At 48.5% G+C, this 21,103-nt stretch carries 21 protein-coding genes; 1 reads left to right on the top strand and 20 read right to left on the bottom strand.

The genetic code is table 11. The features are described 5' to 3' along the window. Nucleotides 1-43: 43 nt before the first annotated feature. The 10 genes from GI364_RS03240 to GI364_RS03195 form a co-directional block, all read right to left on the bottom strand. On the bottom strand, nucleotides 44-871 hold the full coding sequence (locus tag GI364_RS03240) for a conjugal transfer protein (protein ID WP_198852287.1): 828 nt from the start codon (nucleotides 869-871) through the stop codon (nucleotides 44-46). A gap of 180 nt (nucleotides 872-1,051) precedes the next feature. Then, nucleotides 1,052-1,624 carry a recombinase family protein gene (locus GI364_RS03235; RefSeq protein WP_198852286.1) on the bottom strand — a complete coding sequence of 191 codons (573 nt, stop codon included), beginning with the start codon at nucleotides 1,622-1,624 and terminating at the stop codon, nucleotides 1,052-1,054. 359 nt (nucleotides 1,625-1,983) lie between these two features. Then, nucleotides 1,984-3,300: a S8/S53 family peptidase gene (locus GI364_RS03230; protein WP_198852285.1), complete on the bottom strand. Its 1,317-nt coding sequence runs from the start codon at nucleotides 3,298-3,300 to the stop codon at nucleotides 1,984-1,986. 259 nt (nucleotides 3,301-3,559) lie between these two features. Beyond that, nucleotides 3,560-3,976, bottom strand: a complete 417-nt coding sequence (locus GI364_RS03225; RefSeq protein ID WP_233095994.1) for a gamma-glutamylcyclotransferase family protein — start codon at nucleotides 3,974-3,976, stop codon at nucleotides 3,560-3,562. Further along, nucleotides 3,976-4,341: a helix-turn-helix domain-containing protein gene (locus GI364_RS03220; RefSeq protein WP_198852283.1), complete on the bottom strand. Its 366-nt coding sequence runs from the start codon at nucleotides 4,339-4,341 to the stop codon at nucleotides 3,976-3,978. The genes GI364_RS03225 and GI364_RS03220 overlap by 1 nt, the downstream gene beginning before the upstream one ends. Next, the gene (locus GI364_RS03215; protein WP_198852282.1) at nucleotides 4,325-5,035 is read right to left on the bottom strand and encodes a hypothetical protein; all 711 of its coding nucleotides are present in this window, start codon (nucleotides 5,033-5,035) and stop codon (nucleotides 4,325-4,327) included. The genes GI364_RS03220 and GI364_RS03215 overlap by 17 nt, the downstream gene beginning before the upstream one ends. 70 nt (nucleotides 5,036-5,105) lie before the next feature. Continuing rightward, a complete protein-coding gene (locus GI364_RS03210; RefSeq protein WP_198852281.1) occupies nucleotides 5,106-6,740 on the bottom strand; it encodes an amidoligase family protein in 1,635 nt (544 codons plus the stop codon). Between the two features lie 134 nt (nucleotides 6,741-6,874). Further along, nucleotides 6,875-8,968, bottom strand: coding sequence for a WxL domain-containing protein (locus GI364_RS03205; protein ID WP_198852280.1), 2,094 nt, complete (start codon nucleotides 8,966-8,968; stop codon nucleotides 6,875-6,877). Continuing rightward, nucleotides 8,965-10,011 (bottom strand): WxL protein peptidoglycan domain-containing protein, encoded by a 1,047-nt coding sequence (locus GI364_RS03200; protein ID WP_198852279.1) that lies wholly within the window; start codon nucleotides 10,009-10,011, stop codon nucleotides 8,965-8,967. Before GI364_RS03200 ends, GI364_RS03205 begins: the two co-directional genes overlap by 4 nt. Before the next feature lie 83 nt (nucleotides 10,012-10,094). Then, a complete protein-coding gene (locus GI364_RS03195; protein WP_198852278.1) occupies nucleotides 10,095-10,730 on the bottom strand; it encodes a hypothetical protein in 636 nt (211 codons plus the stop codon). A 523-nt stretch (nucleotides 10,731-11,253) separates the two neighbouring features. Between GI364_RS03195 and GI364_RS03190 the strand changes: the two genes are divergently transcribed. Next, nucleotides 11,254-12,438 (top strand): WD40/YVTN/BNR-like repeat-containing protein, encoded by a 1,185-nt coding sequence (locus GI364_RS03190; RefSeq protein WP_198852277.1) that lies wholly within the window; start codon nucleotides 11,254-11,256, stop codon nucleotides 12,436-12,438. A gap of 194 nt (nucleotides 12,439-12,632) precedes the next feature. On the opposite strand, the gene GI364_RS03185 is transcribed toward GI364_RS03190, so the two are convergent. From GI364_RS03185 to GI364_RS03140, 10 genes are all read right to left on the bottom strand, one after another. Next, nucleotides 12,633-15,131: a DEAD/DEAH box helicase gene (locus GI364_RS03185; RefSeq protein WP_198852276.1), complete on the bottom strand. Its 2,499-nt coding sequence runs from the start codon at nucleotides 15,129-15,131 to the stop codon at nucleotides 12,633-12,635. 4 nt (nucleotides 15,132-15,135) lie between these two features. Beyond that, on the bottom strand, nucleotides 15,136-16,746 hold the full coding sequence (locus GI364_RS03180; protein ID WP_198852275.1) for a site-specific DNA-methyltransferase: 1,611 nt from the start codon (nucleotides 16,744-16,746) through the stop codon (nucleotides 15,136-15,138). A 110-nt stretch (nucleotides 16,747-16,856) separates the two neighbouring features. Further along, nucleotides 16,857-17,108, bottom strand: a complete 252-nt coding sequence (locus tag GI364_RS03175; protein ID WP_198852274.1) for a hypothetical protein — start codon at nucleotides 17,106-17,108, stop codon at nucleotides 16,857-16,859. Continuing rightward, nucleotides 17,098-17,328, bottom strand: a complete 231-nt coding sequence (locus GI364_RS03170) for a helix-turn-helix transcriptional regulator (protein WP_198852273.1) — start codon at nucleotides 17,326-17,328, stop codon at nucleotides 17,098-17,100. The genes GI364_RS03175 and GI364_RS03170 overlap by 11 nt, the downstream gene beginning before the upstream one ends. Before the next feature lie 485 nt (nucleotides 17,329-17,813). After that, entirely contained in the window at nucleotides 17,814-18,581 is a 768-nt protein-coding gene (locus tag GI364_RS03165; protein ID WP_233095993.1) for an HNH endonuclease signature motif containing protein, read from the bottom strand. A gap of 3 nt (nucleotides 18,582-18,584) precedes the next feature. Beyond that, a complete protein-coding gene (locus GI364_RS03160) occupies nucleotides 18,585-18,815 on the bottom strand; it encodes a hypothetical protein (RefSeq protein WP_198852272.1) in 231 nt (76 codons plus the stop codon). Then, complete coding sequence (locus GI364_RS03155) at nucleotides 18,796-18,969, bottom strand: hypothetical protein (RefSeq protein ID WP_198852271.1); 174 nt, start codon at nucleotides 18,967-18,969, stop codon at nucleotides 18,796-18,798. Before GI364_RS03155 ends, GI364_RS03160 begins: the two co-directional genes overlap by 20 nt. A 58-nt stretch (nucleotides 18,970-19,027) precedes the next feature. Further along, nucleotides 19,028-19,876: a DnaD domain protein gene (locus GI364_RS03150; protein ID WP_198852270.1), complete on the bottom strand. Its 849-nt coding sequence runs from the start codon at nucleotides 19,874-19,876 to the stop codon at nucleotides 19,028-19,030. A gap of 364 nt (nucleotides 19,877-20,240) precedes the next feature. Beyond that, a complete protein-coding gene (locus GI364_RS03145) occupies nucleotides 20,241-20,408 on the bottom strand; it encodes a hypothetical protein (protein ID WP_198852269.1) in 168 nt (55 codons plus the stop codon). Between the two features lie 36 nt (nucleotides 20,409-20,444). After that, nucleotides 20,445-21,038: a hypothetical protein gene (locus tag GI364_RS03140; RefSeq protein ID WP_198852268.1), complete on the bottom strand. Its 594-nt coding sequence runs from the start codon at nucleotides 21,036-21,038 to the stop codon at nucleotides 20,445-20,447. Nucleotides 21,039-21,103: the final 65 nt, after the last annotated feature.

Below are 21,103 nucleotides of genomic sequence, written 5' to 3'. Positions count from 1 at the left end.
TCTGCAGAAGAGGAGTTGCATGACAAATCTGTGGTTTGATGATTCAATTCACGACAATCCCCGTAATGACATCGTGCCCGGCCTGGCTTTCCAGCCCAATAGCGAACTCTTCTTCATAGTGCATCTTTGTCACCGGATCGCTGACCTGGACGTCTGTCACGGCAATCCAAGGCCCGGTCTTCGCACCATAGACGTTCAGGGTATCGATCTTCACAAACTTCACTAGTCCATCTCCCGGTTGCACATGGGCAGCCGAGTTTAAATACGGCTGCAGCGGTGTAACCCCCCTGGATTGAAAGTACAGAGGAAGAAAACCTTGGAGCACGTTTTGCACTTTCGTGACCACTGCTGCCGGTGCCGCATTTCCCGACCAAGTTTTGTCCTGCACACTGGCGACCCCTGTAAAGGCGTTTGTGAGTGTAGGCGGCGCATAGACGTCATAGTGTGAGCCAGAGATGCCAACTGGGACCACCAACTTCACCCAGCGCGCCTTTGGCGTCCGCAGATACACCAGCACATTCACCGTGACATGGGACGTATCCAGTTTTGAAACCCGGCCCGCCAGCACCTGACCCACCGTTTGCGCTTTCTTCCCTGGAGAGCTCACAGCCGGATCCGTCCCTAACCAGCTGGTATTTCCGGCAAAGGAGGACATTTCCTGTTCCCTTGTACTCGATGAATCCGAAGGCTGAAACGTCAGGTACGCTTTCGCAAAGGCTGCTGCAAACGCCCGCTCTCCGGCGTAATGGACAGACTTCGACACTTTCTTTACAGCCGCTGTATGATGGGGAATGAGCGTTCCTACACCCCCGATGGCCCCTAGAATAACAAGTATAAACATCATGACGCGCACGACTTTACGTAGCTTCATGACGCTGCCCTCCCTTCGTCCAGGGCCGTCCAATCACATACCGGGTGACAGCTCCCAAGACAACAACACTGCCAACGACTTGTAATGTCCACATGAAAAGCACCCCCTCAATGGATAAGGGGGTGCATGACAAGATTGCTGGGGTAGACCAATAGCACAGAGGAATCTGGGGTTCGGTTATTATGTGCTATCGACAGGTTGCTCCTTCAAGTATTCATAAACCGTTCCCCGGCTGACCCCAAACGCACGAGCCAGTTCAGATTTTCTCTCTCCTGACCGCGCTCGTCTGCGCAATTCTATGACTTGATCATCAGTTAGCGACTTCTTGCGACCATGGTATACGCCGCGTTGTTTCGCGAGTTCAATCCCTTCACGTTGACGTTCTCGAATCAGGGCACGTTCAAATTCGGCAAAGGCTCCCATAACTGACAGCAACAAAGTGGCCATGGGAGAATCCTTGCCGGAAAAAGTGAGATTCTCCTTGATAAACTCCACCTGTATGCCGCGTTCCGTTAGACGGCGTACAATACTGCGCAAGTCATCCAAGTTTCGGGCCAAGCGGTCCATGCTATGAACGACGACAAGATCCCCTTCTCGCACGAACTCCAACAATGCCTGGAGTTGGGGTCTATGAGTGGTCTTACCGGACACTTTATCCGTAAAGACCCGGTCCAGGGATACACCGTCCAGTTGTCGGTCTGGATGCTGTTCCACCGTGCTTACACGTACATATCCAATTCTCTGCCCCTTCACCCGTCGTGCCTCCTTGAATAATGGTTGAGTTGCTATTGACACATCCGATCACCGAGATTTCTACCTGCTTTCTGACCCAATCAAAAAACCTCTCCCGTATAAATGGAGAGGTGTATGACAAAACATAAGAAATTCATGCTAGTGGTCATGTGTCAAAAATAAGTCTAAGGCTTATGTACGACGCTGTTTATGAATAAAGAAAACAACCCTATCTTGACGTGAATCACTATCTCCACCGACGTCGCGATAGAGTGTAATTCATCAGGACACCGTGAGAAAGATAAGTTTGTCGGTGTGACAAATAAAGCTGCTCGCTTGATTTCAAACAGTGTTTCTCAATTGTAAAAGGGCCTTTTACCTCAACTACTTCCTGATTTATTGATTGGTGTATGACGCTCCTTTTGGGAACGTCTATTTCGAACTCGTTTCCGCAACTTTCGCGTCAACTGATGACTTGTACGAATCATATATGTACGCATAAGTAAGAGAAAACCAAAAGCAGCGAATAACAGTTCAAACAGACTAAGCAAGCGAAGGGGAAGATTACCTGCCTTTATAGGAACATAAAACCATTCAGGATCGAAGCTAGCGTCGTATAGTCCTATCACAAGGGCTACCGTCAAATATGCTAAAACCCATGAGAGCCCCTTATACCTTTTGTGTTTTATTGCTCTCCAGAACAGAGCGCCACTTGTGCATAACAGGGCCAGAAGGATTCCTCGAAGAGTATCTAAGAGCCATGTCGGGTATCCGTCTGAGTACGATTTTATGACGTTATTTTTGAAGGAACCAATGTCTTTTACAAAAGATGGAGAAGGCATACCCAATCCTTGGTGACGCTGGCCAGACATTTTTAAAAACGCCGATGGGTTTTGGGTGTGGAGTCTATATAGTACTTCATTCGCATTAGGCGACAGGGCCTCTCCCGTTTTCATCTCATGAACCTTATCTCCCAGTGCCCACATCGCAGCCCATAGAGGAGTTGACAAGCTTGTACCTTCTGCATGTATCCACTTGCCGTTTTGTACTTCAAGTACAACGCCTGGATATCCAGCCTGCCACACGACGTCTGGAGTCCGCCGCCAGTATCCTGCAATGGAACGCTGATAAGGAAGTGCTGGAATTTGAAATACGGCATGTCCATATCCTTCCGCCGGCCAAGTTGGAAAACTTCTCATGTTAAACGTCTTATCAAATGGATTGAGTTGTGTCCCTCCCACAAATACCACCTGCGGAATATTGGCCTCTTTCTCAAGCAGGGATCCACCATCACCAGATGCTGTGAACACTGCATGGTGCTTGGCAGCCCATGAAACATATTGCAATGGCTTGGGATTACCAAGACTACGGGTACCAAGGTAAATTCCGGTGTGAGAGTCAGACACTACGGATACATGATATGTAGTCAAGATTTTGTTCAACCTAGATTTAGATAGTCCGTAAGTTCCCACAATAACCAACCGCGCCTTTGGAGCAATAACATGTGCCCATTCCACATCTAACATTGTTTCAGGAACCAATACGGCGTGCTTCTTTGCCGTCATGTGCAATTGCTGTGGTGCCGCACCCGCTGTTAGCACCTTGTTATCCGGTTGCCAAATCGTTGGGTCTTGAGCCCTGTATCGTTTGCAAAATTCTTGAAATGCTGTCCTATCAAAATATGTATTGTTTTCCAATAGCGCTATGGTCTCGCCGCTACCAAAGTGAGCCGCTTTGGGTGAGTTAATGAGAGAAAAGAGAGAAAACAAATGGAACAAGGTCTATAAGCTGAGTAAATACTCCATGCACTTTGTATTGTCTTCATTGTTAGTATGTCTTATTTTGCTGGTGAACGGGTTTGATTTATCCAATGGCGGAAATCCAGGGGGCTCAGGGCCCAACACACACTTCAATTTAATACCATATTACGAACTTATGGCTCGCTATCAGCGGACGCTAACGCCAGCAGATTTGATTCATATTTTCAAACTTTCTGGCGAGCAACTTCCAGTCTCCCGAACTGATGGCTGGATAGATCGCAGTTCGAATCCTTGGCCCCGCTATATACCCCCACCCAGTTCGGCCTGACTCGACATCCTTCAATACCACACGATCATAATGGTTGAACTCATAGCCAGCTTCCTTGAATCCTTCCAGACTGTCCAGTTTCACGAGCGCCGTATCATTTTCAATTCGAACCCAGTCCCCCGTGACATATCCACAACCCGAATCACTGGTCACCAAGTAAGGAAAGTGACCGGCGTCGTGCAACACGCCTGCCACCTTTCCCGGCTCTAACTCGACAATGTCTTCTTGAATGACGTGGTGATTGGATTCACCGGAGCGCAGTGTGCCATATACAAACACCCACATCACTTGTCGCCTCCCCCATGTGACAAATACGTTTGAACCATTCCAATCTGTTGCGCCATCAGCTTTCTCTCCTCGTCAGTCGGATACAGGACTCCTGCTGTCGTACGCCATCCCGCAGAAGTGAAACAGAGCATCTCCAAGTCCATGACAGCATCCATGTCGTCACTGAGAAGGGCAGCCGCTGTACATCCTAATGCCTGTGCAATGTTCTCCAGGGTTCCCACCGTCGTATCATGTGTACCCGCCTCAATCTTTGACAGTTGGGATGCACTCACACCTGAAAGCTCACCCAGACGACGTAAGGACATCATCTGGGCCTTTCGAAGAGCTTGGATTCTCCCTCCAACTCTATTCTTCGCTGACATAGTTGACCTGCCATTCTGGGAGATGAACCATATCTGGAGATATCGGGACGTACTTCCCCCCAACACGTTCATCCATTCCGTCATCGTCATGTAAGGGCGCAAAGGCTTGGCAGAACCACCCCACAGGCGCCTCTGGATTCACCCGCACGCCATGTTGTAAATCCACCGCTTGGTCCACACATCGTGTGCTGCCATCCGGAAATGACCGAAAATACCGGCACAACTGACAGGAGGTTTGCCCCGCCTCGTAGGATGCTGCCCAGGGACCCCCGTTCCGGAAGTAGAATACGTCCTCTCTTTCCATCAGTGACAGGAGCTCTAGTTCCAACAACGATTGAAACAGCGTCCGATCCGTTAGAATATTGATCACTGCTACCGGCTCGTCGCTCCACTCCATAGAACTGAATTCCTCATTCTCAGATTCATCCTTGCTGTACCGATTGATAAAGTTGGCTTCCACCTTCCGGTCACCACTTACAATTTCAGCTTTTCTGGACTCTGCTGCAAAGGTGTTGAGCCATTGTCTCGCATACTTCCCACGCACCAGCCATCTTGTAATCGGCTCTTCATCCGGGAAGAAGACCCCGGTTATCTCCGTCAGGATTTGGCTCGGGGTGTCCGCCTCAAACATCCTGCCTTCATAGCTCACGACGAAGGCTGCCGTCAGCTCACTGTTCTCATCAATGTGTTTCACATTAACTCCTCCGGTCTCATATATGTTTCGTATATGATACATTACGTGTCAGATTGTGTCAATGAGTCCATCATGCTCGTCCTCGTAACCACAGCCATGTTGCGGCCAATTGAACTTCCCGATTCCCAAGCACGTCCAGGAACTTGCGGAAGTTCTGTGTTTCTTGTTCTTCCGAAACACGCTGACTGACACGACATTGCTCACGGGTTTGAGACAGTCCTGGCAGCAGCTGCCCCTGGTCTGTAGCCTGTCTCAGGATGGCAGACTGATGAACCAATGCGTTGGTCACACAAACCTGCGCTTGCAGGGAACGAGGGTCTAGTGAACTATTGGGATAGCGAAACTCGACGGTCGGGATGCCCCGTTCAATATAGCCCATGGTATTGAACGCCGTGTATCGCGCCCCATGCCCTCTCCCAGAATGGTTGACGAGCAACCGTCTCGCCTGGTCTGCAGTTAGAGAGGTCCCGTACATTCTTCGGGCCGAGTCGGGAATCGGGTTGGCATAATGAGCACCTCTATGACGCCCCGCGTCCCCGCGTTGAAAAGCGGCATCATCCGCTGCCCCCATCCGATACAGTGCCTTCTCGTAGCCCAGTCCGATACGAGCAAGACGCTGCCAGCGGTACGCTCGCTCATCTAACGGATCCATGCCGATATGTACATGCCCGCCCGTACTGACGGTCACCCGGCCCCCATGTCGATGGACCACTTCGGCCACGCGCTGGATTTGTGCCCAACTCTCTCTGGAGTCAACAAATACGGGAGAGACGAGTTCTCCCCCACGCTCTCCCCTGGAGACAGACGCGTCATATTCAAATTTCCACTTTCCTTCCGCAGTCCGGCCATGGTACCCACTGCGTTGAGGGGAGAGCAACAAACCGTCCCCGTATAGCTCTCTGCCGATAGAATACGTATCGCCATCTTCAAACTCGATCTCCAAGCCAAAGGTGTTATCCGTACCACCCAAAACCCCCTCGTAGACGTACGACAAGTCTCCACTAGCCTCGTCACGAAGCGCTTCCCAAGCCTGGTCATCCCGAGACATCCACAGGGTCGGTTGTCCTGAATAGCTGCGCCAGACATTCAGTTGTTGTTCACGGTACGCCTCTTCTGGTGAATCGAAAGCAGATAGGTCGGGTTCAGCCTGAACCATAGAACGAGGAACGGGATCAGAGACCGTCTCAGGTTCTGCAGGAATCCCTTGCAACTGACGGAACCCTTGAATATGGCGACAGACTGCACCCCGGTGGTCATGATGAGGACACGTACAGGAGTTTTCCGTCACAAAGTAGGTATTTCCGGAACTAGAATGACATTCAGCCTGATCAGCACTGAGATACACATATTCCAGGTCTCCGTAGTCCTGTTGTGTCGCAGACCAAACATGAGGGACGATTTCTGTCCTTGGCTCGGGCTGCGGAGTTACCTGCGCCTGTTGCCTGGCTCGGATTCTTGCTGCTCTTCTCGCGGCACGTGTATGGACATATCCTTCATGCGCTTGCTGCGCCAAAGCCAGCCATCCGTCTTGCCCAGGTCGAAAACTAGCCGCTGCAGAATCTGTCCACGTCCCTTCATTTCGCATCTGGGTCTGAATTTGTGCACCTAATTCGCGTACACGCTTGGCACAAACGGGTCCCACTTGTTGCATGACACTTCTCGGTGCCCGAAGTGGCCGGTTACAAACAATACAAGTTACTGGCATACGTTAATCCCTCCTGTATAAAGAGGGCAGCATGACAAAACCACGTATGTTTTATGAGTATTACAGTCTAGGAGACCCGAACGAAATCAGAGATGTGGCAGGTGCATGAAACCATGAGGAGGATTCGATGGCGACTACGGACCTGAGACGATGCTGTAGGTGAGCTGTGATTGATAAGTGGTGGAACTGGATGAAGGATTGGTATAGGTACTCTTTGGCTCCAGTGTCAGTTTCAACGCATCAGCTGGCCAATGAACAGTGTATTGACTCATCCCGGTCCAGACCGGTGCCGAAAGAAGGGTGACTGGAGTCTTGGTATCAATGGCCCATGGGGCTCCAGTTGCAGCGACCGGCGGCGTAGTGGTGCCGTATTGAAAGGACATGTCATCCGCTTCCACGGTTCCGTATCCCCCGACCTTGTTATCTCCAAGTACCAAAGCCAAGTGACCACTGGCTGCGTTCGCAGGTGTGGTCCCAACCAACCGAATTGGCATGTATCCGTTCGTTGTGCTGGAATAATTGGCGCCGGTCGTAGTGATATAGTTTCCGGATGAATTAAACCAGTCTATTTGATACGTCAAATGCACTCCCCTCAAGGTCTTGATCCAGACCTCTCCTGTTGCGGTAAAGGGCATGTTTGGCTTTACGCTGATACCCTCCATCCAGAATTGAGCTGCGTTTGCGCCCACATTGTAAGCTGAGAATTGTAAGGCATGCGATCCGTTAAAAGGAGACACGGTGGTCGGCACAATGGTGGAGGAACCTACGGTGCCTTGTGTATAGTTTCCCCAGCTCTGCGGCAAACCGCCTTTCACAATCATCTGATTGAATCGAGGTCCTGTATCTCCAAACACCGATGCGGAAAAAGGCCCGTGAAGATGGGTGTCATTGGCTGTCAATGTGATCAGTTTCGTTCCCGACGATCCGGCTCCCGAATAGAGCGTTCCCGTCAGCGCTCCTGACGAGGAAAGGGTCAACGTCAGGGTGTACGTCGTATTTGCGCTCTGATTGACTTGAGCACCGTTGAGTCCTGTTGCAGCAATGGGCGTACCCGTTCCGTTCACTACCTTGTACAGGACAAAGTTCTCATCGCCTTGCCAGACAATCTGATAGTTGTTGCTGGCCTTCTGCCATAATTGGAGCCCCGCCGATACCGGCGTGTTGGCTGGTGTCACAAAGGTGGTCTGTATCGTCAGCGGTTCATTACGATAGGGGAGCCATTGGTCCCGCGTGACGAGGGTCGAGTTATTCTGTGTCAGGGTCACGCCATTTGAACCGAAAGAAACGGATCCCGTCGTGTTCTTCCATGCCTCGCCACTCGCACAGTTGTTGACGAAAAGGTTTCCGACTCCGGATATCGTCTCAAATCCAGGATTGGTGACCAGATTCGTTGTTCCAGCCGGAACGCCGGAGCCGCTTTCCTGAAAATTCGCATCGTCCAGATACACGGTTGCCTGTCCATTTGTAGCCGTCGCCGTAATCTTCGGATAGATAGCAACAGATACAGCATGGGCTGGAACTGTGCCCTGCAATGAAAGCTGTGTCCATCCGCTGGTCGTAGACGTGACGGTATCCGACGTGAGGGCTCCCTGGAACTTGCCACTGGCGTCATAGAAGTCTGCTTCATAGAGAATCTTACTGTTGCTGAGTTGGGTGACGTCGACAAAGAGACTGGACAGCACATGAGTTCCAGGATGAATGCCACCTATCCACTGATGCAAATGGACATAGGAGCCGCTTGGCATCTTCGACGCACTCAATTGATAAGCATACTTGCCTGAGTGCACTGTCGTCGTAGAGTACGAGTTCTGAACGGTTGTTGTGCTAGAAGACGCATAGAGCTGCCAATCCGCATAAGGGTCTTCAAAGCCAGGATTGGCCACTAAATTCGGTCCAACTTGTGCCTTCTCGGTGATGGCATTGGGGGCTTGGAGCGTAAGGCTGCCTGCTGGCAATGTATGTTTTCCGTTCGTTGATGTAAATGGGGATGCCTGGACTGTCAGGTGATAGCCCTGCCCAGTCCCGGTTGTGTCACCAACCTGGAGACCAGGGACATTCGTCGTGAGGGTCTGGGGTGCACCGGTCAGCGTCGTGGCAGGAAACGTGATACTGTTCGGAGCGGACACACTGAGACTCCCCGCGTACGCAATCTGTGTGGATAACGCCCCGCTAAGAAGGCTCGACAGAGCGACTCCTTTCACGATGCGTCTCCTACTTTTCATCTTCATGACGATTCCCCTTTCCACCGTCGTCGCCTCAGCACAACTACATATCCCACCATCCCCATGGTCAATAGCCCTAGTCCTCCCATGACCCACCACGTCCAATCCGCAACAACCAGCTGCACGCCTTTATGGCCTGTCAGTTGGTCGTAGTGACGAATGGCTGGAGGTGTGATTTTGAAAGAGAGCTTTTTCGTATACTTCCCCAGCCCCTTGCCACGCAGCACAATCTGCACATGGTAGGTTCCGATGGGGGCCGCACCTTTCACCCATCGGTCCTCAAACGTGATCGGCTCATTTGGGGCAAAACTAAGACCGGTCAACGTTCGAGTCAGGACCTGCCGCGTTCCTTTGTATAACGTCATGGACCCACTGATGTTTTTTAAAATCACATTGCTTTGATCAGCACCACTGACTTCATAGTACTGACCAGAAGGGTACGTCCCCACTTTCACGTGGTTTAGGTCAAAGGCAACTTTCTGAACGCCAGGAACTTCAACCTCCACCGCCACAACACGCCGTACAGATTCATTGATACCGAGTTCAATCCCAGACTTACCTGTATTCCGAATGTGCTGCTGATGCTGGCCGTCGCTACAGGATATGGCGAATAAATGATCACCTGACGTTGTGTCTTGCGGAACTACGACCTCAAATGGAATCTGTTTGGTCTGGTGAGCACGCAGCGTAACGACGCCTGGCAACTTCTTTATCCATGTATGTTTTGGAGATAATCCATAGACGATGTTCCCGTTTAATCCGTTGGAGGCTGTGGTGGCGAACAAATGGACTTGAATGGTCTGACTCGAGTGACTGGCCAACTGGAGAGATTCGTGAAGGACCTTCCCTTGTGAACCCTTGTCTAAAAAATACGTGCTGATGGTAGGGTCTACTTGACTATGATTCGTGGGATTCGCTGTAAAGTTCATGGACGATCCCGTCGTAAGTGTCGTACTACTGGCTGCCAAGGCCGTTGCACTAGCAAACACAACCGTCGTGACACCGGAAGCAACGAGTGAAACCCACTTCCCGACCTTCCCAACTGTCATTGCTTCATTCTCTCCTTTCCGGTTTGCCCCCTACAACCTCGTAGAGGGCACCAGAAATGATATAGAAGAACCTGCCTATTCCATTACGGACCAGAGCTCACCGTGTACTGAAGATTCGTTGCATACACAGTGGGAGAACTGGGATAGTTCTTTGGATCGGTATAGGCTGTCTTTGGACTCAGAGATAACGTCAGTCCAGCCTTCGGTTCCTGAATGGTATACATCCCCATTCCGTAATTTGGCTGCGTATCAATGAGGGTAACGGGCGTCCCCGTATCTATCGCAGCACTCTGGTTTTGCAGCACCGGTCCGTTGGTCGGACTTACAGGTGTAGAACCGGTACCGGCAACAATAGACCGTTGACCCGATAAACTGAGGCTACCGAGCGGAAGTTTTTTGGCACTGGTCCCACTGGCCCAACCGGAGCTGGGCTGGACTTCTGTCAGTTGACTTGCGGTCAGGTCCACTTTCCATCCATTCCCGGATCCGGTGGCGTCAACGACTGTCCACGCCCCTAAAGTGGCGGTCACCTGTTGTGGCTGCCCATTTAGAGTGACAGCCGGAAATGCCGTCACGACAGAGGGTGACGATACGGTTAACGAACCCGGGTTCAGTGTCACAGTCGTCCCCGTCGTAGATGCGAACGCTGGCACAATACTGAGTGCAAGCATTCCAACTGCACTGAGTGCAGCGATAGCGCCCTTGCTGATGGATTTCATCCACTGCTCTCCTTTCAGAACATGTATTGACTCGCCCATTTCATTCCCCTAAATTGTCGAGATCAACAACTTTTCAAGCAAAATAAAATACACCTCCTCCATCTTGGAAGGGGTGCATGACAAAATTGCTCCCATCTCTTGATTCAACAACTGATACCACTGATTGAACAGCGCGGCTCCTTACTTCCTTAGCTTTCTATTTCAGATACTGGATTTCATCAAAGGAATCACGAACAAAAAGGATGATAACTGGACAATAGAGTTGGTAACAGTTTGACTCCATAGTACAGTCCTGTGCCCCTGGGGTTCCTTTCTACAAGGCACCTGAATATCCGACAGTCCCTTCCAGAAATAGCATGGATATTTATTTTCTTGTTCCATAAAACAGCAATGCGGTTGGTCAACGGGCAGCTTGGCGCAGCAAGGATTCGTGTTCGTTTACACAAAATTGAAAGCAATTGGATGAAACGATGTGCGGTGCTGTTTCGTCAAATTTGTGTAACACGAGGAGGTTAATCTGAAATTGAAAACACATAAACTGCTTCTTACGGCAAGTATGACTTTAGCTATGATGATCTCTTTAACTGGATGTAGCGGAGCAATAGAAAACACAGGGATGTCGACGAACGAAAACACCACAAACGGCGTAAAGAGCAACATGACCAAGATATCGCAGACACCTGGTAGCAACAGCACGACTTCAGACCAGAACTCGACGGTCCCTCCTCTTGCTTCCCTTCAGATGATTGACTCGAATATGGGCTGGGCAACAGGTCCAAAGCGCAGAGTGTGGGTTACGGCGGACGGCGGTAAGAAGTGGGGAAATGTTACCCCGAAGGGCTTTTCCGCTTCGTCGAGTACTGTGGTTCGAGTGTTCGGGTTAGACGCCAAGCATGCATGGGTGGCTGTGACGAATGACAGTAGTGTCGACAACCCTGTAGCCATTTTCCATACGTCAAGTGGAGGAAAGTCATGGAGTAAGCAGCAGTTTTCTGACGTCGGTGATCCAATAACGCTTCACTTTCGCAATTCGAGAGAGGGTTGGATCGCCTTGATGCAGGGAGCAGCCGCTGGTAGTGAAAGCGAGACGATATATGACACAAATAACGGGGGAACCACCTGGAGCAAGGTTGGCTTTGTGAATCTTCATGGAGGTCCCCTCCCTTTTTATGGAGATAAGACGGGAGCCAGTTTCATCAATAAGGACCATGGCTGGGCAACGGGTTTTACATCTGCAAATGGACACATTTATCTGTACCAGACAACTGATGGTGGCAAGACGTGGACGCTACAGCAGGTAACGGTTCCATCACAATTAAAAAATACCGAAATCACGTCCTATCCACCTATGTTCTACAACCAACAAGAAGGTATCCTCCCTGTGAGCGACGGTTCAACGCTGACTGCATACCGCACAACAGACGGTGGGAGAACATGGGCCCCGGGCAAAGTAGTGCAGAGTAGCGTTGCAAATCAAGAGATTACGGCACCGAGTTTTCCAACTTTTAATGACGGGTTTGCGACCGACGGAGAGAAGTTTTTTAAGACGACCGACGGCGGTCAAACGTGGTCATCATTAACTCCCAACGTCTCGTTACGAAACATCTCCGAGTTAGAGTTCACTTCATCTACAAATGGTTGGGCATTGATGAACACGAGGGTCTTATACCATACAACTGATGGTGGACACATTTGGATTAAGAGATGAAGAGAACCCACTGGCGATTTCGAACATATGTATGCTCCTTTTGTGTCTAGTTTTGATGCTGACCTCGTATTATAACGTTTTCGTTATAATAAGGAACCTAATTATTTCATGTGAGGGTGAACGGTGGACTTGTGACTTAAAGCAGGAAACAAGAATACCATCCAAGAAGGACGAGTTTTCACTACATTACGCTGTCAAACAAACAACTCATTGATGGCCCGCTCCCATTCATTCTCAAAGATGACCTGGAAATGTACTTTTTTGTCCGGGAATTCCATCTTCAACTGATTCCATGAGAGTTTATTGCAGAGCGCAAACACATCTTTTTTATACCCCGTATCCGGATTATCAAGATGGTTTCCTTTCGTCTCCAAGACGTAAATAGCATCGTAGTCTTCCTGGTTGGCTTCGCTCTTCTTTGTAGCTAGGAAGTCGGCGTAGATTTTGTGCTTTTGCCACCCTTGAATGGCGTAGTAGTCCTTGCTAACTAGGTTTCTGTACCACCAAAGGAGTTTCTCTTGTTTTTCCAAATAGAGTGCAACCGACCGTTCTAAGTCATTGAAGTCTTCTTCAGGTACTGGATCGTCAAACAAGCTTAACTGCACCGACTTACCTGTATCGTCATCTGTCAAAGGCTTTAGATTACGATTAGGTATCTCTATGTGCTTCGGAACCTGATAGGCTTGTCCCTCCATCAAGACAAACCGAAGTTTCCCTTGTTCCACCAGTTGAATGAAGATGTCATGGCACAACCGATCACGCTCAGATTCTAGCATTTTCAAAAGTTCTTCCATTATAAAAACTTGGTTGGCTGCCAACATTTCTTCAGAGTATTGTTTTCGCAAGATGCTCAGTGCTTTCTGTGTCATTTCGTTTGCGACCCAAGCATTTGGGACAACTGATACCAATCGGCGTGTAATCATCATTGCATCCAAATGTGCAGAGACATAGTGCCACTCAGACATAGTTTCGATAAGAACTTCAGCTTCTCCATCGTCATATCCAAGACCGCTTTCTAAGTCAGACATCTTCTTTTCTTTTAAGGATAACTCTTCTATGGCCCTAAAAGAGACCCTATCCCACTGAATTCGTTGCACCAAATCCATCTCGTAACGAATTTTTTCAACACGATCGTCTTCTTGGATGATGAACTGAGGTAAGTACACTTTGCCCTCAAACTGTTTGAACCTCTCCCGTATTCCGACCAAGCGACGTTCCTTCGTACCTGGATCATCCTCACTCACCGTGATTCCATGTGCTAGATCACCAAGACCTTCACCCTGAAGGCCACCTCGAATGTACGACAGGAGTTTCCCAGCTTGTTTTTGAAAGCAAAACACATAACTTTCATCGAGTCGTTTATATCCTGTCTTTTTCGCATGTGGCTGTCGAAGAATACGCCCGACCAATTGAGTCATGCCCGTGAGCGATGAAGGATTAGTCAATACAGTCAGAACATATGCAAAGGAGCAATCCCAGCCTTCTTGTAAAGCTTGTTTTGTTACGATATATCGGATAGGACAATCCGCTGAGAGAAGATCTATTCCTTCTATGTCATCCTTTTCACTGGATTTCACGGCGATTTGATCCCTTGGAATATGATGAACCTTTACCAATTCCTCGACCACATGTTCAGCGTGAATATATCCAGACTTGATTTGCTCTTTACCTGTACGTTCAACTTGAATGAGACTGATGGGGCGAATGTACCGTCCGTTTTTTGCTTCAAACTCTAACGCTTCTTTCTCCAATTCGTATCGCCATTCAACGCTCTCTTTTAGGATCCCATGCCAGGTTGCGCTTCCCTTATTTGTTATATGAAGGTCAAGTTTGATCATTTCTTCCTGGTCAAGTTCGCGTCCCTTAATGTTTACAAGAACATTGGATTCCTGTGGTGGAGTGGCCGAAAGTTCTACGAGGATGCTAGGATTGAAGCCACGAATGGTGGCTTGAGCCCCCTTGCTGTATGTTTTCTGCCCCTCATCGACAATAATTACAGGCGAGAGGATACGAAGCACATTACCAAGGCTCGATTTAACCTGCCATCCGTAGAAGTCCTCTTCAGAGCCGAAACAGTCCAAGTTTTGGAATTTATTGAGGATCTCTTTATGTTCATCAGGACGACCTTCCGGCGGGAAAAACGCCTCAAAACCATCTGCATCCTGAAAAACTTTTAGTGTTTCTTTGTTCTTCCGGTTGGCCGAAGGCAACATCAAGAGCAAAATGACCAATCTTTCCTGAACATCTCTTGGTTGAAATCGATCACCTTTTTCAATGACCATTACTCGGCCGCCTGTTGTTACATCAAGAAACTGACGATATGGATGTGTCCTGTCCCGAAGATAAAATAAGGTTTGGCGATAGATCTGATTAGTTGGAACAATCCATAAAACCAGTCCATTCTTTCTTTCGTGCAGCAATCCCTGAATTCTGTCAATAGACTGCACTGCTAAATAAGTCTTACCACCTCCAGTGGGAACTTTGATACAAAAATTCGGTAGAGAATGACCTGTCCCCGTTTCTTTAGGATGATATGTTTCATTAGAGACCCTTTTCCAAGCCTCTTTGGAATAGTCGAAAGCTGTCCTAGCGACCTCGGGTAGAGTCGTGTAGGTTTCATGCCATTTTTTCAGTTCTCGCAGGTACGTCTCGATGGTCGTAAGTGCTTGCTGTTGATAGGATTTGAGTTCCATGAGATCACCCCTTGAACCGATAGATTTCGTACGGTAGTTGCGCGAATTCTATGTAATACTTCTCCAGGTAGTGTTCATCCAGATACTTCATCGGTGCGAAGACAAGGCGTTTCCTGTTCCCGTAAGGGCCCATGGACTCTGCGAATTCAAGATTCAGCGCCGTCGATTTTAGGAATGAAAGGTTCGGTTGGTATAGCAGATACACTTCGTAGTGTGCGCTGCTCCCGATGTAATACCGCGATTCGTCCACTTCAATCGAATCAAACGCTTCTCCAGTAGCCGTATAGAAGACGTATCGAGCCAGTTCCATGTATGGTGGTAGTTTCTCACCTGATATGAGACTGTTGACGTCAATTGCTTCTCCTAACTCAAAAAAGGAAAATGATCCGTTAAGCCCATTTTTCAAGCCATCATCGCGCGAAGACGGAATTCCTCGAATCACCCGCCGAATCCTTTCAGCAGTGATGTCATTTGCATACTCTTCCATCTCAACGAGGATGAACTTCCTATGACCCTGATCCTCTTCATTAATTTCGAGAACGGCTTGAGCCGTTGTGCCCGTTCCCGCAAATGAATCCAAAATCAGATCGTTAGGTCCTGTAGCAATTTGAAGAATACGTTTCAGAAGGCGTCGAGGTTTAGGAGTATCAAAGTCAATCGGATTATCCTTAAAAATTGCGTTGAGTTCTTGCTTGGCTTCTTGGTTATGCCCAACTTCCGCATGTTTCCAGATTGTCATAGGTACAATTCCTTGCTGAACTTCGGAAAGAAACTGTTTGATACGAGGGACGTTCTCTCCTTTTTCTCCATACCAAATCCGCCCCTCGGCCTCAAGTTGGTCAAACGTCTCTTTCGAGGGTGCCCACTGGCGTCCTGTGGGAGGGATAAAGACTTTTCCGCTCGGTGATGTAATCGGATAAGAATGCCCCTTTGCTTTTGTTTTGGAAGTCATGTCCCCACTGGACCAAGGACCGCGAGGGTCATTGTCAGGATTTTTGAATCGTTCATTTGCCTCATCCGTTCTCTGTAACAAGTTCGGACTCCACTGTTCCTTGTCTTTTGCGTACAAGAGAATGTGGTCATGTGTCGAAGTCAAGTATTTCTCATCGTTTTGCGGAGAGAACTTCTTCTCCCAAATGATATTGGCGACAAAGTTTTTTTCTCCGAAAATATCATCCATGATAACGCGCAGATGATGCACTTCATTGTCATCAATCGAAATAAAGATTGCGCCATCCTCTCGAAGTAGTTCCCTCAAGATTTGGAGTCGTGGCATCATCATACATAGCCATTTGTCATGACGAGTGAGATCATCTCGATCTACAATGCCACCCAACCATTCTTGCATCATCGGAGAGTTTACATTGTCGTTATACACCCAGTGTTCAGTTCCTGTGTTATAGGGTGGATCAATGTAGATACATTTTATCTTTTCCGCATACACCGGAAGTAGTGCCTTCAATGCCACTAGATTGTCTCCATGAATAATCAGGTTGTCATCCAGTCGAACCTCATCTGATACACTTTTGTCTGGTTGTGGAATTAGTTCATGGTATGGAACAGTCAAATGGTGATTCTGAACAAAAGTCTTCCCTTTGAAATTGAGTGTTGGCATATAAAGGGCTCCTTCTCTCTTGCGGTATATACGAGTGATACCAGAGATTTCCGATCCAAACGATCTGAAATCTCTGGTATTATAAGAGCGTCAAGTTTTTTTGTACAGAATCAGGACTGAGGCATGGCAGTGCCTTGTACGTTCTGGTTCTTTTTAATTTCGTAAGCCGCAAGATGTCCAAGTCCACCGAGAATCACTGGAAACCATGCTGATCCGCCTTTTGTTACTGCTTTTTCCAGAGATAAGAACCACGTCGCTGCACTGACCGTATGAAGAACACCTGCCCAATCAATTGTCTGCTGGCTGTCGTTAAGGTCACAACAGTTGGACCAATCAATGGTTTGTAGACTGCTATCCATCATTTTTCCCTCCTTCCGAATAAAGTGTGTACCATGCGACACCAAGAATCCCAGCAATCAAAAAGAGAATCGCTAGGTTCGGGAGCGTTCGGCCGTGCTCAAGATTGGAAACTGTCTGTCGTGAAACTCCAAGTTGTTTCGCAAGTTCCTCCTGCGTCATACCTACTTTCACACGGGCTTCTCGAATCTTTGGTTCGGCTGCGAATGGTGTTCGTTGTTGCATGGCTTGTCCGACCTCCCTACCTCCACTCTATCATTCCTCTAGGTTTATGTAAAATTAGATTTTACACCATTCAAACATATACAGCTTATCTCATTCAGTTTTTACAATTCTCACCTGGATGATATCATTAGAATGAGTCTTCATGTCAGTTTGATAGCTGCGTAATTGTCACTCTGCTTAAGAGAAATGCTTAATTGTGAATCGTACAAGTCAATACATAAGAGCTTGATCTGCAACTTTGTTACGACACAAGTCCGAAGTAACCAGCCGACGGCGTGTGCCACTTGATTCCGCAGTTCACGCGCAATTTTTCTGCAAAACTCTCCTGTATCAACGCTCGTATTCCGCCCCAACCTCCTCGACAACGCCGGCAACGTCCCCAGGACACTTCACGACCGACTGAAATCTATCCACGCCAAATGCGACGTCGCACTGATGGTATCGTAGATAAACGAGTCTCATTCCAGTGTGAATCATCTCTCATGTCAGCCTCTCTTCCTCTGGCTGATTTTCTGATAGAGGTCAGCCACAATCATGCCCAACCGAGTGAGTTCCGCGTTGTCTTGAATGAGACCATGCTTGTTCATGACTGCGAGTTGCGCTCGTGAAACCAATATCAAGTTGTCTGGAGCGAAGTTACGACGGTTACGGTCTCCAAAAATCACGACATATCCCTTTGGAACCCGCTGTCCATGGTGCTCCTCCCACACAATCAAATGCTTTCCTCGCCAACGATTCGGGTCTGCAATCTTGATATCCACATAGTCATCTGCATTGACTCTTTCAGACCCAACAGGCATGTAGTTATGAGACCTTGCCCCCCTCTTGAATGACGTCTTATTCCCACCAACGTTATATATACCTCTGGTTCCCTTGTTGGGTGGTGACATCCCCTCTGATCCTTTTAATCCACTGCTCAGTCCATGATTCTTTTTCCATGTATTCATCTGCCTCGCGGTGATGGATACACCAAATCTCTTGTTGACGAGGTCGGCCAGTTTTTGATTAGACAGTCCTTTCACATTATCCTTAATGAAAGTCTTTTGCTCGTTTGTGAAAAGTCCGACAGACTCCGTTCTGCGCCTTTTGGGCACGTTGCTTTTTATTTGATGGTTCGCCTTAAAGCTTTTCATTTGGCCCTCCGTCACGTTCGTACCGAACCTTGCATTGAATAGAGCCGCAATTTCCGTGTTGTACCTTCCTTGAGCGACCTCACGAATGAAATCTATTTGCTCCTGCGTGTATCGGGCCACCCATCATCCCTCCAACATTTTCGGAACGACTGTATTTGCATCCATTCTGTCATCAACAAGTTTCTTGGCTTCAAGAACGAGTGACCCGTTTGCAATAATTTGCGCTGCAACGCTCGTCACAGACTTCGCTCTGTTGATTTCCTCGGTGAGTTCCTCGCCAGTTAATTCTTCATCCGACAGCCTTTCAAGCTGCGCAAACAAATGATTATTTAAATCACCAAGTGTATTTTTCATCCCGCTTACCGTCCTCTCCTCCATTCATAGATTCAACATCAGTTGCTGATCCAGTCGCTTTCGCTAAATTCCATTGCGTTGCAGATACTCCTTCAGGGCGTGTTTGAAGCCAAAGACAGAACTCCAAACTGTTGACCACGTCGATTTGACTCACCAAAATCCTCCCCTTGTGCCTGAGTTGTTCGGCACTGGCTCACCCGTTCCATAACCACCTACGAATCCGGAAAGAGTTTATAAAAATTGCTGTAGCGTCCGTCCGGTTCCGGAGCCTTCGTATCGCTCTGACGTGAACGTCGTTGCCCCTGCACAACAGCAGCAGGCTTCTGAGGAGCCGCAGCCGCTGCCTCCCGCTTTGCTCTGGCGGCTTCTGGTCCGCCTTCCTTGAGCCAACTTTTCAACATGGAATCCACGTAGACGAAGGAACGCGCATTGTACATCACCGCCTCGACAAGCGCTTCTCGCACCCATTCGACAGAATACTCCTCCACAAGGCTTTGCAATTTATCACGGATCATGGGTGTCAACTTCCCAAAGTCTTCCTCTTCGTATATTTTCCATATTTCGACTATTGGTTCGTGCGCAGTAGTAGAAGTAGGAGTAGTAGAAGAATCAGAAGAAGAAGAAAGATCTTTAAGATCTTTTAATGTGGAAGCATTTCCGGAAACGTTGTGCGCAATATTTGCGTACAAATCGTCCTTCGAGCTGTTGTCGGAAACGTTGTGCGAAGGATTGTAGGAAACATTGTCGGAAGTGTTGTCGGAAGCATTGTGCGCAGTATTTGCGCACAACAATTCGACATGATAGACAGCTGCCTTCCTTCCACCTCTCGATTTCCAATCTATGTACCCTTTCGTCTTGAGCTCATTCCGTGCGTTAACGATTGTTCTTGCACCCAATCCACTCTTGAGAGATAGCATTCCAACCGCTGCGGAGAACTCCTTCGTCCATCCGGTTTTGTTGCATATGTGTAGCAGAGCAAACCATAATGCAATGGCGGATGAGGACAATGGAGTCACCTCCAACCGGTTATAAAATGCGTTTACCTCTTCGATGTAATTCACGAAATGCACCTCAATTCAGTCCTGGTTTCTGAGTACAGTTTCTGCGATGCCCACAAGTCACGACGTTCCAACACAGCTGCTACACAAATCAGGTTCCACCCACCAACAACCGCCTGGGCACGCGTTGGACTCTGTACAACCACAGACTCTGCAAGCGGGTTCCGGCTGTTCTGCTTCCGTGTCAGGAGGCCGGTTCATAGTTGCCGTGTAACATCCAGCATCATGGATATGACTCGCTTCCTTGCAAACAGGAAAGACGATGAAAGCATGATCCTCAAAACTTGTCTCCACACCGAAAGTAATTTCACACTGACTACATTCGTACAAGTACAATTCACGTTCCTGTGACACTTCAATCCCCCCCTTATATCCCTAAACTCAGCTGTTCTGGCCCACGTTGCCCCAGCAGTTCTACAGCATAAGTTCCGTCACTCGTTGTGCCCGTACGAAGGATATACCCGTGGTCTCTCAAGGCTTGTACAATCTGTTGAAACCGGACATAGTCCCGTACCCAGACATAGGTGTAACGCATGTGATCACCTTCTACACGGGGCTCCACACTTCGAACCTACGCCCCAGGCTGTCGTCGTTCTCTGTCCGTTTGCTTGCGGATCTGTTCGCTTGCCATTTGGAGGCCAATGAGGTAGCCCCTTACGCGCATTGGGTAATCGTTCCCGCAGTCGTACATCCACTCCCAGTAATCTGGATTCAACTCACTGATGAATTCTTGGTGAGACTGTATCACTTCTCGCCATTCCCACTGTTGTGAACACAACCTTGCTTCTTGAAACAGCTTCCTCATTTCTCCGTGGTCATATTCCGTCCCGTCCTCCTTCATGTCCTTTAACCAGTTGCGCAAACTGGAGACAACAGAACGTTCGTTAAATGACCATCTATCATTCGAAAAAGCGTCCATCTTTTCATGAAAATATCCAATGTCTATATCATCAAAGGAATGAACGTTACCCTTCCACGTCAACCAAAACACTGCCGTTCCAATATCCCCCGAGATGTACATCATGTTGCCGTCAAATACATACCGACAGCGGTAAGTATTTGTCCCTGGTTGTGACCAATCCAAAATCGCCAAGCGGTCACTGTAGCTCGTAAGATGAGCTTGATGGTTCTTGAACCATTCTCTGATGTTCTTTTCGTAGTCCATCCAAACACCCCATCCCTCTATAATGATTGATAGGCCGCATAGGCTGTACTGCTGAGCCCGCCATA

The organism is Alicyclobacillus sp. SO9, assembly GCF_016406125.1.
Taxonomy (GTDB): Bacteria; Bacillota; Bacilli; order Alicyclobacillales; family Alicyclobacillaceae; genus SO9.
Note: the sequence above shows the minus strand (reverse complement) of the source record. Positions and strands in the feature narration are given on the sequence as shown.